At 73.1% G+C, this 14,691-nt stretch carries 14 protein-coding genes; 6 read left to right on the forward strand and 8 right to left on the reverse strand.

From position 1 onward, the window contains the following. Positions 1-7 precede the first annotated feature (7 nt). The 3 genes from OG753_RS05655 to OG753_RS05665 form a co-directional block, all read right to left on the reverse strand. Positions 8-874: a class I SAM-dependent methyltransferase gene (locus tag OG753_RS05655; RefSeq protein ID WP_405787410.1), complete on the reverse strand. Its 867-nt coding sequence runs from the start codon at positions 872-874 to the stop codon at positions 8-10. 122 nt (positions 875-996) lie between these two features. Beyond that, positions 997-3,030, reverse strand: coding sequence for a prolyl oligopeptidase family protein (locus tag OG753_RS05660; protein ID WP_405787411.1), 2,034 nt, complete (start codon positions 3,028-3,030; stop codon positions 997-999). A 49-nt stretch (positions 3,031-3,079) separates the two neighbouring features. Beyond that, positions 3,080-4,174: an AI-2E family transporter gene (locus tag OG753_RS05665; protein ID WP_405787413.1), complete on the reverse strand. Its 1,095-nt coding sequence runs from the start codon at positions 4,172-4,174 to the stop codon at positions 3,080-3,082. A gap of 185 nt (positions 4,175-4,359) precedes the next feature. Between OG753_RS05665 and OG753_RS05670 the strand changes: the two genes are divergently transcribed. Continuing rightward, positions 4,360-5,652 (forward strand): MFS transporter, encoded by a 1,293-nt coding sequence (locus OG753_RS05670; protein ID WP_405787414.1) that lies wholly within the window; start codon positions 4,360-4,362, stop codon positions 5,650-5,652. A 13-nt stretch (positions 5,653-5,665) separates the two neighbouring features. Here OG753_RS05670 and OG753_RS05675 read toward each other — a convergent pair whose 3' ends face one another. The 4 genes from OG753_RS05675 to OG753_RS05690 all read right to left on the reverse strand — a co-directional run bounded on the left by OG753_RS05675 (position 5,666) and on the right by OG753_RS05690 (position 9,678). Beyond that, positions 5,666-7,006: a DUF2252 domain-containing protein gene (locus OG753_RS05675; protein ID WP_405787415.1), complete on the reverse strand. Its 1,341-nt coding sequence runs from the start codon at positions 7,004-7,006 to the stop codon at positions 5,666-5,668. A 166-nt stretch (positions 7,007-7,172) separates the two neighbouring features. Then, positions 7,173-7,346: a hypothetical protein gene (locus OG753_RS05680; protein WP_327260686.1), complete on the reverse strand. Its 174-nt coding sequence runs from the start codon at positions 7,344-7,346 to the stop codon at positions 7,173-7,175. 387 nt (positions 7,347-7,733) lie between these two features. After that, positions 7,734-8,543: an MBL fold metallo-hydrolase gene (locus OG753_RS05685; protein ID WP_327260687.1), complete on the reverse strand. Its 810-nt coding sequence runs from the start codon at positions 8,541-8,543 to the stop codon at positions 7,734-7,736. Positions 8,544-8,715: 172 nt separating this feature from the next. Further along, on the reverse strand, positions 8,716-9,678 hold the full coding sequence (locus OG753_RS05690; RefSeq protein WP_327260688.1) for an aldo/keto reductase: 963 nt from the start codon (positions 9,676-9,678) through the stop codon (positions 8,716-8,718). Between the two features lie 180 nt (positions 9,679-9,858). Here OG753_RS05690 and OG753_RS05695 point away from each other — a divergent pair, with 180 nt between their 5' ends. The 5 genes from OG753_RS05695 (at position 9,859) to OG753_RS05715 (ending at position 13,716) form a co-directional block, all read left to right on the forward strand. Continuing rightward, positions 9,859-11,064 (forward strand): sensor histidine kinase, encoded by a 1,206-nt coding sequence (locus tag OG753_RS05695; RefSeq protein WP_405787417.1) that lies wholly within the window; start codon positions 9,859-9,861, stop codon positions 11,062-11,064. Continuing rightward, complete coding sequence (locus OG753_RS05700) at positions 11,061-11,726, forward strand: response regulator (RefSeq protein WP_405787418.1); 666 nt, start codon at positions 11,061-11,063, stop codon at positions 11,724-11,726. Before OG753_RS05695 ends, OG753_RS05700 begins: the two co-directional genes overlap by 4 nt. 164 nt (positions 11,727-11,890) lie before the next feature. After that, positions 11,891-12,394: a hypothetical protein gene (locus OG753_RS05705; protein ID WP_405787419.1), complete on the forward strand. Its 504-nt coding sequence runs from the start codon at positions 11,891-11,893 to the stop codon at positions 12,392-12,394. Next, the gene (locus OG753_RS05710) at positions 12,333-13,358 is read left to right on the forward strand and encodes a hypothetical protein (protein WP_405787420.1); all 1,026 of its coding nucleotides are present in this window, start codon (positions 12,333-12,335) and stop codon (positions 13,356-13,358) included. Before OG753_RS05705 ends, OG753_RS05710 begins: the two co-directional genes overlap by 62 nt. A 91-nt stretch (positions 13,359-13,449) precedes the next feature. Further along, a complete protein-coding gene (locus OG753_RS05715) occupies positions 13,450-13,716 on the forward strand; it encodes a hypothetical protein (RefSeq protein WP_405787421.1) in 267 nt (88 codons plus the stop codon). On the opposite strand, the gene OG753_RS05720 is transcribed toward OG753_RS05715, so the two are convergent. Beyond that, positions 13,710-14,681, reverse strand: coding sequence for a helix-turn-helix transcriptional regulator (locus tag OG753_RS05720; protein ID WP_405787422.1), 972 nt, complete (start codon positions 14,679-14,681; stop codon positions 13,710-13,712). The two genes, OG753_RS05715 and OG753_RS05720, sit on opposite strands and share 7 nt — an antisense overlap. Positions 14,682-14,691 lie beyond the last annotated feature (10 nt).

A 14,691-nucleotide genomic window follows, 5' to 3' on the forward strand; every position in this document is an offset into this window, starting at 1 on the left:
GCCCCGGTCAACGCCGTGGCCTGGTCGCGATGGTGGCCGCGACCGTGACGGTACGGCTGTAGGTGCCACCCGGGTCATGGGCCAGCAGGGCGCGGCGCAGCTCGGACTCGAACGCGCCCTTCCGGTCGCCCAGCCGGGCCGGGCTGGAGCGGGGACGGGAGAGCTGCAGGCCGACCAGCTCGTCCACGGTGCAGCGCGTGGACCGCTCCCAGGTGGTGGTCCGGACGTGGGAGAACGCCGACTTCGCCAGACGGTCCTCAAGCTCCTGCAGGCCCTCCAGGCCCTCCAGCCCCTGCAGTTCGTCCCCTTGCTCGGCTTCCTCCGCTCCGCCCGCCGGGTGCGTCGACGGTCCGTGCCCCGTGCGGGGCGCGGACCCGAGGAAGCGCGCGCACACCTCGTCGACGACCGCCGGCCAGGCGGGGCCCCGGCCCTGCTGTCCGGCCGCCGCCCCCGCCAGGGTGGTGACGACGGCGATCCCCCCGCGCGGCGCGAGCACCGAGTCGAGTTCGGCCGGCAGCCGGGTCGGGTCCATCCGGTGGAAGGCCCCGCCGATGACGCACAGGTCGATCCGGGGCAGGCACAGCCTGCCGATTCCCGCGGAGTCGCCGCGCAGCCACGCGATGTTCGTGCGGCCCTGCTCCTCGGCGAGCCTGCACCCTTCGGCGAGCATGGCCGGCTCCGGGTCCACGGCGTAGACCTGCTCGACCAGCGCAGCCAGCCGCAGGGAGACGGTTCCCGGCCCGGCGCCGAGGTCCAGTACGGTCTGGGAGCCGTCGAGCGCGAACCGTTCCGTGAGGAGCGCGTACAACTCCGCCGGGTACGGGGGCCGGTAGCGGGCGTAGTACGGGGCGGCGGACGCGTACGGGGTGCTCATGGGGTCCTCCCTGGCCGGGGTCGCATCCGCCGATGGTGGAGCACAACCCGGCCCCCGGTGGCGACTGGCCCCGCAAATCCCCCGTACGGATGCCTGCCGTTCACCTCTGCCCCCGTACGCGGTCACTTCTGCGGGGTCAGCCGCTCCCACAGGAAGGTGTGGACGAGGGCCTCGTTGAAGGCGGTCTGCCGGTGGTCGGTGGCTCCCGCGTGGCCGCCGCCGAGGTGCTCGTGGAACAGCACGGGATGTCCGTACTCGCGCAGCCGGGCGGCCATCTTGCGGGCATGGCCGGGGTGCACCCGGTCGTCCCGGGTCGAGGTGAGCAGCAGCAGCGGAGGGTACGCGGGCCCGTCCGCCCGGATCCGGTGGTACGGGGAGATCCGCTCCAGGTGCGGCCGGTCGGCCGGGCTGTCGGGATCCCCGTACTCGGCGATCCAGCTGGCCCCGGCCAGCAGCTTGTGGAAGCGCAGCATGTCCAGCAGCGGCACGTGGGCGACGACCGCGCCGAACAGCTCGGGGTCGCGGGTGAGCATGGCGCCCATGAGCAGTCCGCCGTTGCTGCCCCCCTCGATGCCCAGCTGGGCGGGGGTGGTGATGTCCCGGGCGGTGAGGTCCCGGGCGACGGCGGCGAAGTCCTCGTAGGCCCGGACCCGGTTCGCGCCGAGGGCCGCCCTGTGCCAGGCGGGGCCGTACTCGTGCCCGCCCCGGATGCCCGCGACGACGTACGTGCCGCCGCGCGCGAGCCAGGCGCGGCCGGTGACCGCGCTGTACTGCGGGACCATGGAGATCTCGAAGCCGCCGTACCCGTAGAGCAGGGTGGGGCCGGGGCCCGGGCGGTCCTCGGGTCCGACGACGAAGTACGGCACCCTCGTGCCGTCCGCAGAGGTCGCGAAGTACTGGCGCACGGCGAGACCGGCGGTGTCGAAGAGGGCCGGGCTCTGCTTGAGGCTCTCGCTCTCGCCGTCGTCGCCGGCCGTGCCCCGGTACAGGGTGGAGGGCTGGAGGAAGCCCGAGACGTTGTGGAAATACTCGTCGCCGACGTCCGGGTCCGTGCCGGTGACCGAGGCCGTGGACAGCGGCGGCAGGCCCGGCAGGGGTGCCCGGTGCCAGCCGCCCGGCCCTTCGGCCGGGGTGAGGAGCTCCATCCGGGAGGAGACGTCGGCGCGCGTGGTGAGGATGAGGTGGTGGCGGGTCCAGCTGTACCCGGCGAGTGCGGTGCGCTCGTCCGGCGTGAACAGCACCTCGGCCTCGCGCTCCCCCGCAAGGAAGGCATCGAAGTCGAAGGCGAGGAGGCTGCCCGCGGGGTGGCCGAGCCAGGGCGACTTGGTGGTGACGGTCAGCCACCGGCGGTGGACGGAGACGCCCGCGTCGTCCGGCACGTCGACCTTCAGCGGCGGGCCGGCGGGGTCCTCCCGGAGCAGGAAGAGCTCCTGGTTCCAGAAGTCGATCTGCCGGTGGACGAAGTCCCGTTCGAAGCCGGGGGTGTCGTCGTGCCATCCGGAGGCGGACAGGTCGGACGGATGACCCTGGTGGACGAGCTCGGCGTCTTCGAGGGGCGTGCCGCGCCGCCAGCGGCGCACCTGGAGCGGGTAGCCGGACGCCGACATCGAGCCGGCGCCGAAGTCCGTGCCGATCCAGACCCGGTCCCGGTCGATCCACCCGATCCGGGTCTTGGCCTCGGCGACCGTGAACCCGTCCTCGACGAATTCCAGGGTCTCCAGGTCGAACTCGCGCACCACGCAGGCGTCGGCGCCGTCCCGTGACAGCAGGACGAGGGCGTGCCGGTACCCGGGGGCGAGCACCCGGCTGCCCGCCCAGGCCCACTTCTCCCCCTCGGCGTCGGCGAGTGCGTCGAGGTCCAGGACCACTTCCCAGGCCGGCCGGTCCGTCCGGTACTCCTCCAGCGTGGTCCGCCGCCACAGGCCTCGCACGTGGTCGGCGTCCTGCCAGAAGTTGTAGAGGTGGCGGCCGCGGCGGACGACGTAGGGGATCCGGCCGTCGTCGTCCAGGACCTCGCGCATCTCCTGCTCGAGCACCTTGAACGCGGGGGACCCGGTCAGCGCGTCCACGGTCTCGGCATTGCGCTCCCGGACCCAGGCGAGGGCGGCGTCGCCGGATACGTCTTCCAGCCACAGGTAGGGGTCTTCATCGCTCATCAGGCGATTGTGCAGGAAGCGACCGGCGGGTGTGCGGGCGTCCGGCCGCTCACCCGTCGGCCGTCGGGTCGTCGGGGCGTACGCCGTCGGGCCGTACGCCGTCGGGGGCGAGGCGCGCATCGCGCAGCGCCGTGTGCACCGACCAGACCACCGACACCAGCGGGACCGCGACCACCGCGCCCACCACCCCGGCCGCGATGGCGCCCGCGACCACCGAGATCGCCACCACCAGCGGGTGCAGCCGGACCGCCCGGCTCATCACCAGCGGATGCAGCAGGTGTCCCTCGATCTGGCCGATGACCACGATCAGCGCGACCACCAGGCCCGCGACGAACGGCCCCTTCGCGGCCAGCGCGACCACGGCGGCGACCGCGAGCGCGACGGGCGATCCGATGAGGGGGATGAAGGCCGCGAAGAACTCCAGCAGGGCCAGCGGGACGGCCAGCGGGACCCCGAGGAAGTACAGCGCCAAGCCCACGAGGACCGCGTTCGTTGCCGCGACGAGGACGATCCCGCGGGTGTACCCGGTGAACGTGCGCCAGGCCGCGGCGCCGGAGATTCCCACCCGGGCGTGCACCGACGGGGGCAGCTGCGCGCAGAACCACGACCACTGGCGGTCGCCGCCGTGCAGGAAGAAGAACGAGCAGAAGACCGCGAGGGCGAGGACGGTCAGCACGTGCACCAGGCGCCCGGCCCCGCTGACCGCCGTACTGAGGACCGTGGAGCGGTGGCTCGACAGGTACGCGCCGAGCCGGGCCTGGATGTCGGACAGCGCGTGCGGGTTCAGCCGGAAGGGCGGCCGCTCCAGGTACGCCTCGATGCTGGCCAGCCCCTCGCGGAACTCCCGGGCCAAGGTGGTGCTCTCCCCGGCCACCGCCTCGCCGACCAGGGTCAGCACCCCCAGCAGGAGCAGCGCGCTGCCGAAGAGGGAGACGGCGACGGACACCGAGCGGGGCAGGACGCGCCCGAGGCGGCGGGTGGGCCACCACAGGAGGGCGGTGACGACGAGGCCGAGGAAGAGTGCCACGGCGATCTCGTGGAACCGGCCCAGCAGGGCGAAGAGCGCGTAGACGGCGGCGCCGACCACCAGCAGGCGCCAGGCGTACGACGCGGCCGTACGCAGGAACGCGGACACGGGCGGCATGACCCATGGGTGCCACCGCGGGCCCGCGATGCCACGCAGTGGGTTCCGGATTCGCCCGTCCGTGGCGGGTGAGGAGGCTCTCCGGCGGGCGCCGGCCGGCGTCCGGCTCGGCCCGGGCGGGCTGCGGCCGGGGCCGCGAGAAAATCCGTTGCCGTGACCGGAATGTCCACGGACGATGGCATCTCGTGAGCACTTCCCGATGGACCGCCCTCCTGCCCGACCCCGCCCCGTTCCGTTCCAGCCGCGACTTCCGGTTGCTGTTCTACCAGGGGACGGTCACCTACTTCGGCTCCTTCATGGCGATGATCGCGCTGCCGCTGCAGATCAAGCACCTGACGGACTCGCCGCTCGCGGTCGGCGCGATGGGCGCGGTGGAGCTGGTGCCCCTGGTGGTCTTCGGGCTGTACGGGGGCGCCCTCGCGGACGCGGTCGACCGGCGGCGGATGATCCTGCTGACCGAGGCCGCGCTCGGGGTGCTCGCTCTGGTGCTGCTGGTGAACGCGCTCCTGCCGGATCCGCTGCTGTGGCCGCTGTACGTGGTCGCGGCCGGCGTGTCGGCCCTGGCGGGGCTCCAGCGGCCGGCCATGGACTCGCTGATGGCGCGCATCGTGCCGCACGACCAGCTCACGGCCGCCGCCGCGCTCAACGGGCTCCGCTACCAGTTCGGGGCGATCGCCGGACCGGCGCTGGCCGGTGTGGTCGTCGCGTACGCCGGTCACGCCGCGGCCTATTCCGTCACCGTCCTCGGGTTCCTCGGGTCGGTGCTGCTGTGCCTGCGGCTCAGTCCGGCGCCGCCCGTGAAGGGGGCCGAGCGCCCGTCGCTGCGCGGCATCGCCGAAGGCGCCCGCTACGCGTGGAGCCGCCCCGTACTGCTGGGGACGTACGCCGTCGACCTGGCGGCGATGTTCTTCGCCTTCCCGAACGCGATCTACCCCTTCCTCGCGGACGAGCTCGACGCGGTCTGGGCACTGGGTCTGATGTACGCGGCGGGGGCGGTGGGCTCACTGGTGCTCGGCATGACCAGCGGCTGGATGTCCCGGGTCCGCCGGCACGGGCTGCTGGTGGTGTTCGGGGCCACGGTCTGGGGCCTGGCGATCGCGGGGGCGGGCGCGTCCGCGAACATCTGGCTCGTGCTGCTGTGCCTCGCGGTGGCGGGCGCGGGCGACATGGCGAGCGGGCTGGGCCGCGCCACGATCTGGAACCAGACGATCCCCGAGGAGCTGCGGGGCCGGCTCGCGGGCATCGAGGTGCTCTCGTACAGCGTGGGCCCGCAGCTCGGCCAGGTCAGGGCGGGCATGATGGCCGGCTGGACCGGTACCCGTTCGGCGTTCTGGGGCGGCGGGCTGGCCTGTGTGGCGTCGGTGGCGGTGCTGGCCGCGCTGCTGCCGAAGCTGATCTCCTACGACGCCGACACCGACGAGGACGCGCTGCGGCGGCGGGCGGCCCGGGAGGCGGAGCCGAGCGGCGCTGCGACCTGATCCCGGGGCGGGTTCAGACGCCGCTGGTGGCGGTGATCCTCCCGGCGGCGACGGCGGCGGTCAGCAGGGCGTGATCGGCGACCGTGCGGTCCGCGTAGCGGAGCGCGAAGCCGGCTACGGCGCGGTCGAAGGTGTCGGCGCCGCCGAGGTATCCCGCGATGGCGATGCGGTCGCCGGAGCGGGCATGGGCGCGGGCCAGGGTGCTGCCGCACAGCGCGGCGTACCGTCCGAGCAGGCCCGGGGACATGGTGGCGACGTCGGCGGACCCCTTCATGTCGCGCAGCTGGCGGCCGTAGAAGTCCCGCCCCGCCGGTCCGGTCGTCCAGCCGAGGAAGATGTCGCCCGAGGCCTGCATGAGCCGCTGGCCCGCTACCACCCGGTGCCCCTGGTGATCATGCGGGTCGGCCGGCAGGTGGTCCTGCAGGACGGACGGCACGGCTTCCTTGATCTGCAGGAAGAGCGGGTCGTCGGCGTCGCGTCCGAGGAGCAGCACGATGTAGCAGCGGGTTCCGACGCTCCCGACGCCGACCACCTTGCGGGCGGCGTCGGCGAACCGGAAGCGGTCCAGCAGGAGGCGGCGCTCCTCGGGGAGGGTGCTGCGGTACTTCCCGAAGATCTCGTCGACGGCCCGTGAGTCCGTCCGGGCGAGCGGTTCGACCAGCGGCGGATCGTGGATGATCCGCCGGCGCCCGTCGCGGACCTCGGTGAGTTTGTCGAGCGCGCGGAGGCCGGTACGGCGGCGGGCGCGGGCCAGGTTGGCCTCCACCCGATCGCGCAGTGCGGGTTTGCGGACGAGGCGCGGCAGCTCGGCGGCGTCGATCCGGTGGTACCAGACGTCCAGCTCGGAGAGTGCGGCGAGCTCCCGCATCGTCCGCCGGTACGCCCGGGCCGCCGCCAGGGCGGCTGCACCGGAGCGGTCGTCGCCGTGGCCGTTGTCACGGGCGGCCACCGCGACGCTGGCGGCGAGCCGCTTGACGTCCCATTCGAAGGGTCCGGGGTAGGTCTCGTCGAAATCGTTGAGGTCGAAGAGCAGGGCGCGTTCGGGCGAGGCGAACATGCCGAAGTTCAGGAGGTGCGCGTCCCCGCACAGCTGGACGGTCAGGCCGGTCTGCGGCTGGGTGGCCAGGTCGGCGGCCATGACGGCGGCCGCGCCGCGCAGGAAGGCGAACGGTGATGCCGCCATCCGGCCGTATCGGATGGGCAGGAGTTCCGGCACGCGGTCGGTGGCCTGCCGCTGCAGTATCCCGACGGGGTCGGGCCGGTCCGGGGAGGCGGTCCAGCGCTCGTGCGAGGCACGGCCGGTGATCTTGCGGACCGCCCGTCCGCGCCGCAGCCGCTCAGCCGGACTGGTCATGCGCCGCTCCTTCTCGCCGGTCCTCCTCATCCTGGCGGCACGGCTCCGGTCCCGCATGTCGCGGTCCCCGCACCGGCCGGGGGCCGCTCGGGGTCTCGCGCGGGCCGGTCGGGGGAGGCGGTCAGGTCTCGTCCGGTTGTCGTCCGGTTTTTGGTTCAGTTCTCGTTCAGTTCTCGTTCTCGGCGAGGATCCGGTCGGCCGCGTAGTGCGGGCAGTTGAGCGTGTGCCAGGTCACCGACAGTGACCGTGCTCCGGTCCGCAGGGTCCGCACCACGCCATCGGCGGCAGTGGCCTTGCAGAAGGGACACACGACTGTCTCCGGGCGCAGTAGATCGAACATGCCGTGTCCTTCCCGCAGCTTTCTCACACCGGACCAGTCCAGAACTATCAAATCCGGCGCCATTCGGCCGCAGTACCCACAAGTACGGATGGTTATTGGGGGCCTTGGACGGGCGGGAAGGGCGGCGGGGCGGGAAACGGGGGGTGTCCCGGGGCGGCGGCCGCGGCGGCGAGGACCCTTGCGGCGGACCGGAGTTCGCCCTCGGACCGGGCGCGGTCGGCCGGGTCGGCCGTCACTCCGGCGAGGCGGATGACGCCGTACGGGTTGCGCGGGACCGGGGCGATGACGCACGCACCGGCCGGGATCCCTTGCCGGGGAGATTACCTCGCACCACAGGACGCAGCATTTCAGTGGGGTGCATCCGTCCCTGCTCCTGCGCATCGCAGGTTACGCGGGACCACCGGGCTCGAAGCCCGCGAGCATCTGTTCCAGGGCGGCCTGGTCCGGTCCCGTGAAGGGGTCGATGCCCGGCACCGCGGCGATGGTGTCGATGAACTGCGTGGTCAGGCCCACCGCGGGCGGCAGGTGCGTGCTCAGGATGGTCTGCGGGTCCATCGTGCGCAGGGGGTCCACGGTGGTCAGGAACCTGTCCGGGTCCACCATCTGCACCCAGGGGCTGTCCACGCTCGCCCACAGCCGCTGGGAGGCCCGCAGGTCCTCCGCGGGCACATGGCCGACGTCGGTGCTCATGGCGATGTCCGCGGTGGGCATGGGGCCGCCGAAGCAGTCGGAACTGAAGCAGGTCCGCGAGCGGTCGTCGTAGAAGCCGACGGTGGCCGGGTTGTCGAACAGCGGGGGGCGGAAGGCGTGCAGCGTCCGGTCGCCCACGTCCAGGCTCTGGCCCGGATTGAGGAAGTACACCCGGTCCAGGGGCAGCGGCCGCTCGGTGGACATGATCCCGAAGCCCAGGAACGTGGTCACCACGCGCGCCGCGGGAGCGGCCTCGAGCAGCGCGAACAGGCCGCCCGTATGGTCGCGGTCCGGGTGGGTCAGCCAGATCCACCGCACGTCGGCCGGGTCGGTCACCGAGCCGAGCGTGTCGAGGAAGTCCCGGTCGGGCAGGCCGAGACCGGTGTCGACGACCACCGGCTGTGCGGCGTGCAGGACGAAGGCGTTGACCGGGAGGAATCCGATGCCCGGGACCTCCAGGCAGTCGGCGAGGACGGTGGTGTCGGGTCCCAGCTTGTGCGTGCCCATGGCGGTCTCCACAGCTGTACGAGGTGCACGAGGTACAGGTCCTCCCTCCATCGTGGCGCCGTCCGGTTGCGCCCGCGCGCGGGAGGCGGTATCGGCGGGTGTCGGCAGCCGGCCGACCGCGTGTCGTCGTGTGTGTGAGGGGGGAACCCGCTGTCCCCCTCCTGCTCCGGGATCAGGGCAGTGGCACGCCCCGGGCCGTGATCCAGAGCTCGTACCACTCCTCGTGTGTGAGCTCGGGCTCCCGCAGTGCCGCGTCGCGGCAGGCGCGGATCCGCTCGGGGCGGGCGCTGCCGATGACCGGTGCGATGCCGGCGGGGTGCCTCATCAGCCACCACAGCAGGACCGACTCGGGGGTGGTGTCCTTCTGCCGGGCCAGATCGGCCAGCAGCTCGGCGGTGGCCAGTTCGGCGGGCGTCTGCTCGCGGCCGGTGAAGCGGCCCTGCGCGAGCGCGCCCCAGGCCTGGAGGCGGATGCCGTGGTCACGGCAGTGCTCCAGCGTCCCGAAAGGGAAACCGTTCCGGGCGGACGGCGGCGTGTTGAGCAGGACCCCGGCCTCGACCCAGTCCCGGCTGTGCAGGCTCATCTCCAGCTGGTTCGCCACCAGCGGTACGTCGAGACGGGCCTGGAGGTGGGCGATCTGCGCGGCACCCATGTTGGACACGCCGAAGGCCCGTACGAGGCCCTGCCGGTGCAGGGAGGTCAGCGCGGCGGCGATCGAGTCCACGTCCGCCAGCGGATCGGGACGGTGCAGCAAAAGGACGTCGATCACATCGGTCCGCAGCCGGCCCAGGCTCTCCTCCACGCGGCGCGTGATGCTCTCGCCGCGCAGGTCGTAGATGCCCGGGCGCTCCTTGTCGCCCAGCCGGATCCCGCACTTGGTCTGGAGGGTGATGCGCTCGCGCAGCCCGGGGGTCCGCGCGAGCACCTCGCCGAAGACGGCCTCGGCCTTCCCGTGCCGGTAGATGTCGGCGTGGTCGAAGGTGGTGATCCCGCTGTCCAGGGCGGCGCCGACGGCCGCTTCGGCGGCATCGATGTCGGCGGGCCCGTAGGGGTCGGGGTCCCAGCTCCCGCCCAGGCCCATGCAGCCGTAAAGCACCCGGTCGCCACCACTCTTGCTCGCACTCGCGTTCGTCACGCCACCACCCTAGGGCGTCGCGGACGCGGTGCGGCCGCCCGGAGCCGGGCACGAGCACGGCGACGGAGTCCGGGCGCGGCCACAGCCCTCGGCCGTGGCTCGGGTACTACGTGGGGAGTACTCCGGAAACGCTACGCCGGGGTGACGCGGGTGACGGAAGGCGCGGTCTAGCGTGGCTGTATGGACGAGCTGCGCGAACGCCCGGGTCCCCCGTGGCGGCGATGGGTGGAGCGGACCGGGCGGGGCCCGGCCTGGCGCTCCGCGCTGCTCGTCGCCGTCTTCGCACAGATCGGCGCCGGGTGGGCGGCGCACGCCCAGAGCGGCCGGGTGGCCCTGGACGGCTTCGCCCGGCTCCTGCTGCTGCTCGGGCCCGCGCTGCTCGTGGTGCGGCATCGGTATCCGGTGGCCGTGGTGTATGGGGTCAGCATCATCACCCTGGTCTATGTGGGCGCCGGGTATCCGTACGGCCCGGTGTTCCTCAGCCTGGCCCTGGCCTGCTTCGCAGCCGTCGTCGCCGGACACCGCCGGGCCGCCTGGGGCGCCGTCGGCCTGCTCTGGGCCGGACACCTGCTCATCGGGCACTGGCTCTACCGATGGCTCCCGCCCGCCGGGGACGGCCCGACGCCCTGGGCGCAGGAAGTGGGCATCACCGCATGGGTGCTCGCGGTGCTCGCCGTCGCCGAGCTGGTGCGCGTACGCCGGGAGCAGTGGGCCCGCGAACGGGCCGAGCGGGCGGCCGCGGAGAGGCGCCGGGTGGACGAGGAGCGGCTGCGGATCGCGCGTGAACTGCACGACGTCCTCGCCCACAGCATCTCCTTGATCAATGTCCAGGCGGGGGTGGGGCTGGCCCTGCTCGACTCCGATCCCGAGCAGGCGCGTACGGCGCTCGCCACCATCAAGGCGGCGAGCAAGGAGGCGCTGGGCGAGGTGCGGCAGGTCCTCGACACCCTGCGCTCTCCCGGCGAGGCACCGCGCTCCCCCGCACCTGGTCTCGACCGTCTCCCCGAGCTCGTGGAACAGGCGGCAGCGGCCGGCCTGAGTGTGGACGTGTCGGTGGACGGCGAGGCCCGAGCGCTGGCGCCCGGCGTGGACCTCGCCGCCTTCCGCATCCTGCAGGAAGCCCTGACCAATGTGATGCGGCACTCCGGGTCGCGCACCGCCCGTATCCGCCTCACCTGGCAGCCGAACGTCCTGGAGCTGCGCGTGGACGACGACGGTCCGGCCGCGGGCGGCGTCTCGGACGGCAGCGGGAATGGTCTCATCGGAATGCGCGAACGGGCTGCTGCCCTGGGCGGCAGCGTGGAAGCCGGCCCGCAGGCGGACGGCGGCTTCCGGGTGGTCGCCGGACTCCCGCTGCAGGCCGCTTCGCCCGAGGAGGAGCTGTGATCCGCGTACTGCTCGCCGACGACCAACTGCTCGTCCGGGCCGGGTTCCGGGCGCTGCTCGACGCCCAGCCCGACATCGAGGTGGTGGGCGAGGCCGCCGACGGCGACGAGGCCGTCCGTCTGGTGGCGGAGCTGCGCCCCGACGTCGTGCTCATGGACATCCGGATGCCGGTGCTGGACGGGCTCACCGCGACCCGCAGGATCGGCGAGGACGGGTCGCTGGCCGACGTGCGGGTGGTCATGCTCACCACCTTCGAGCTCGACGAGTACGTCTTCGAGGCGATCCGGTCGGGCGCCTCCGGCTTCCTGGTCAAGGACACCGAGCCGGAGGAACTGCTGCGCGCGGTCCGGGCGGTGGTCGCGGGTGACGCCCTGCTCTCGCCCGGCGTCACCCGCCGCCTCATCGCGGAGTTCGCCGCCCGCTCGAAGCAGCCCGCCGCGGCAGCCGGGCTGGGCCGGCTCACCGACCGGGAACGGGAGGTGATGGCGCTGGTGGGCATGGGCCTGTCCAATGAGGAGATCGCCCGCCGGCTCGTCGTCAGCCCCCTCACGGCCAAGACGCACGTCAGCCGCGCCATGGTCAAACTCGGCACCCGCGACCGCGCCCAACTGGTCGTCCTGGCCTATGAATCCGGCCTGGTACGCCCCGGCTGGCTCGGCTGAGGGACGCGACCACGGAGACCGTCAGCACCCGGCCGAGGGCGACCACCGAGCAGGCCGGCCACTCGAGCGGGCGCCCCCACGCGCGCGGCCGGCAACAGCGTCCGGCATCGCCACCGTGGCCTGCCCTTCGGTACCGGCTCGCCACCTACTCGCAGCACTGCCGGTTGCAGGCCGGGCCGCCGGATCCATCCCACACGGCGGGCCAGGGAGGCTGTCGGAGTCCGGCCGGGACTCGGCATCCGGCAACTCTCGGCCGGCCGCTCCCCCTACGCACCACCAGCAGGGGCGGCCGATCGGCGGACTCCGGCACCTTCCCGGCGGCCGTGGCGCTGGGCGACCTCAACGGAGACGGCCGGCTCGACGCCGTCGTCGCCATGGCGACCACCGGCCGCCCCACCCAGCACGGTACGGAGAAGATGGGCAGCATCGTCGAGCTGCTCGGCGACGGGACCGGCGCGCAACGCAGCCACCCGCTGACCTGCCCGCTCGGCGATCCTCCGACCCGGCCTCAGGGAGACGTTCGTTCACAGGTGCCAGGACGCGTTGTCGGTCCGCTCGGGCATGATCGGCGGCGAGCAGGCGTTGCGATGTGGGGGGTGATGCGACATGGACGCGTGGCGGATGGATCCGACGTTCGCGATGTGCGAGGCGCTGGTGGACGGGGCTGAGCTGTCCTCGCTCGCGGGCGGGCCGTTCGACGTGCGGGCGGTGGTGGCCGGCGTCCGGCCCGAGACAAAGGACGGATTCCTGCTCGACGAAGTCCCCTGGACGCACTTCCCGCAGGGGGATCGCGTCAGGGAGGCCGTGCATCTGCTCCACACCCGCGACTCGCCGGTCAGCGACGGAACGGGCGTTGTGGGCGGCATGTGCGCCAACGACATGAGGGCCGCAGCCGCGCTCGCCGTACCCTTCCTGATCCGGATCGCCACCGACGCCCGCCACCCGCACCGCGCCGACGCGCTCGCCGAGACCTCCTCCCCGGCCCGCGCCGGCCACTTCGGCGTCGCCTCACGCAAAGAACTGCTCCTCCACCGCGGCGACACCCGGTACAACGACGACTACGACGACTACGGCGTCGAGGTGACCGGTTACCCCGCGGGCTGGTCGGTCACCGCCGCCCGAGCCGCGATCACCGCCGACACCGCACTCCTGCAACCCCTCCTCGACGACCCCGACCCCATCATCCGCATCGACGCCGCCTACGCCCTGGCCACCGCCACCGACCGCGACCACTCGGTCCGAACCGCCTTCCGCACCCGGCTCGCCGCCGAGCAGGACCCGATCGTCCGCGCCGCCCTCGTCCTCGCCACCGCCGAAGCCACCCGCGCCCACCCCCACCCGGCGACCACCACATGGGTACGAGAGCAGTGGCGGGACCGGACCCAGGCGCCCGAGGTCTGCCTGGCCGCCGCGATCGGCTGGCTCTGCCTCACCGACGGGGCCGCTCCCAACGACCTGCGCGCCACCGTCGACCACCTCGCCACCGACGAACGCGCCCACGTCATGGAAGCCCTGCCCTGGATGGTCTTCGCCGGCGGATCCGGCGAGACGGGACTGCAGCGCTGCGTCCGCACCATGCTCCACCCCGAACTCCCCGAACCGGACGACGACCCGTGGGCCCTGCTCCTCTGACGCCGCAGCTGTCCGGCCGCGCACCTGCGTCCGGTGAAAGGGGTGTGGGGAGGCCCGCCTGCCGTCAGGCCGGACGGCAGGACTCGCAGACGTGGCTGTCGATCGCGGTCAGCAGCTCGCGAGCCGCTGCCCGAACGGCGGCATCCTCATCACGGGCCAGTACCGCCGCCGTACTCCTGCCTGCGAGCACGGCACGGTGAGCCGCGTACTGCATCTCGATCTTTGGAGGGTTGGCGTGTTCGAGGATCGTCCGGAGCAACGCGATCACGCCGGAGCGGCTGGTGACGGAATCGGTCACCGCGAGATCCCACAGGAACGGCAACGCCTCGACCGGCGCGTCGAGGACAGCGACTACTGACCGTGCGGTGCGTGCAGTTCTTCCCCCGCGTACAGCCCCGTGAGTTCGGCGGCGATCCGAGCCAGCCACTGCCTTACCTCCGGCGGCTCCAGTACCTCGACCCGCGCTCCCAGCCCGGCCAGATGCCCTGCCACGGCCTTGGCGGCCGGGCCGTCGACCCACACCTCGGTCCAGCCGTCGGGCAGCTGACCGCCGACGCGCACGCGGCCGCCGAGGAACCGTTGCAGCAGGGCCAGCGTGTCAGGGCGGACCCGGGCCCGCGCGGTCACCGCGTACATGCCGTCCTGGAAGGCTCCGGACAGTGTCCGCCACGCCGTGGCGAGGTCGAAGTCGGGCGGCCGGACCACCGGTTCGCCGGTCGGCTCGACGGAGGTGACCCGGCTGAGCCGGAAGGTGCGCAGGCCCTTGTCCGTACCGGCGACCAGGTAGTCCACCCCCGCCTTGGCCACGAGTCCGAGGGGGTCGACGGTGCGTTCGCCGGCTGGTTTGCCGACGCCCGCGTACCCGAGGCGGACGCGGATCCCGTCCACGACGGCGCCCTGGAGCGCGGAGCGGTGGGCGGCATCGGCGGTGACGGCGTTGCGGGACCAGTCCGTGGCGTCGACGACCCCTGCGCGGGTCGCGGCCTGGGCCTGCGCCCGCAAGGTCGACGGCAGGGCCTGGACCAGCTTGCGCACCGTGGTGCGCAGTTCGGGGGTGGCCGACAGGGGTCCGGCGACGAGGAAGAGCGCCCGGATCTCGTCGGCGGTCAGCCCGGTGAGGTTGGTACGGGCCCCGCCGACGAGGGACCAGCCGCCGCCGCGGCCGCGCTGCGAGTAGACCGGGATGCCGGACGCGGCCAAAGCCTCCAGATCTCGGCGCGCGGTGCGCTCGGACACCTCCAGCTCGGCGGCCACTTCGGCGACGGTGACGCGGCCGCGTTCTTGGAGGAAGAGCAGGGTTGCCACCAGCCGGTCGGCTCTCATGTGCCCTGTT

The sequence above is a fragment of the Streptomyces sp. NBC_00029 genome (assembly GCF_045160505.1).
Lineage (GTDB): Bacteria > Actinomycetota > Actinomycetes > Streptomycetales > Streptomycetaceae > Streptomyces.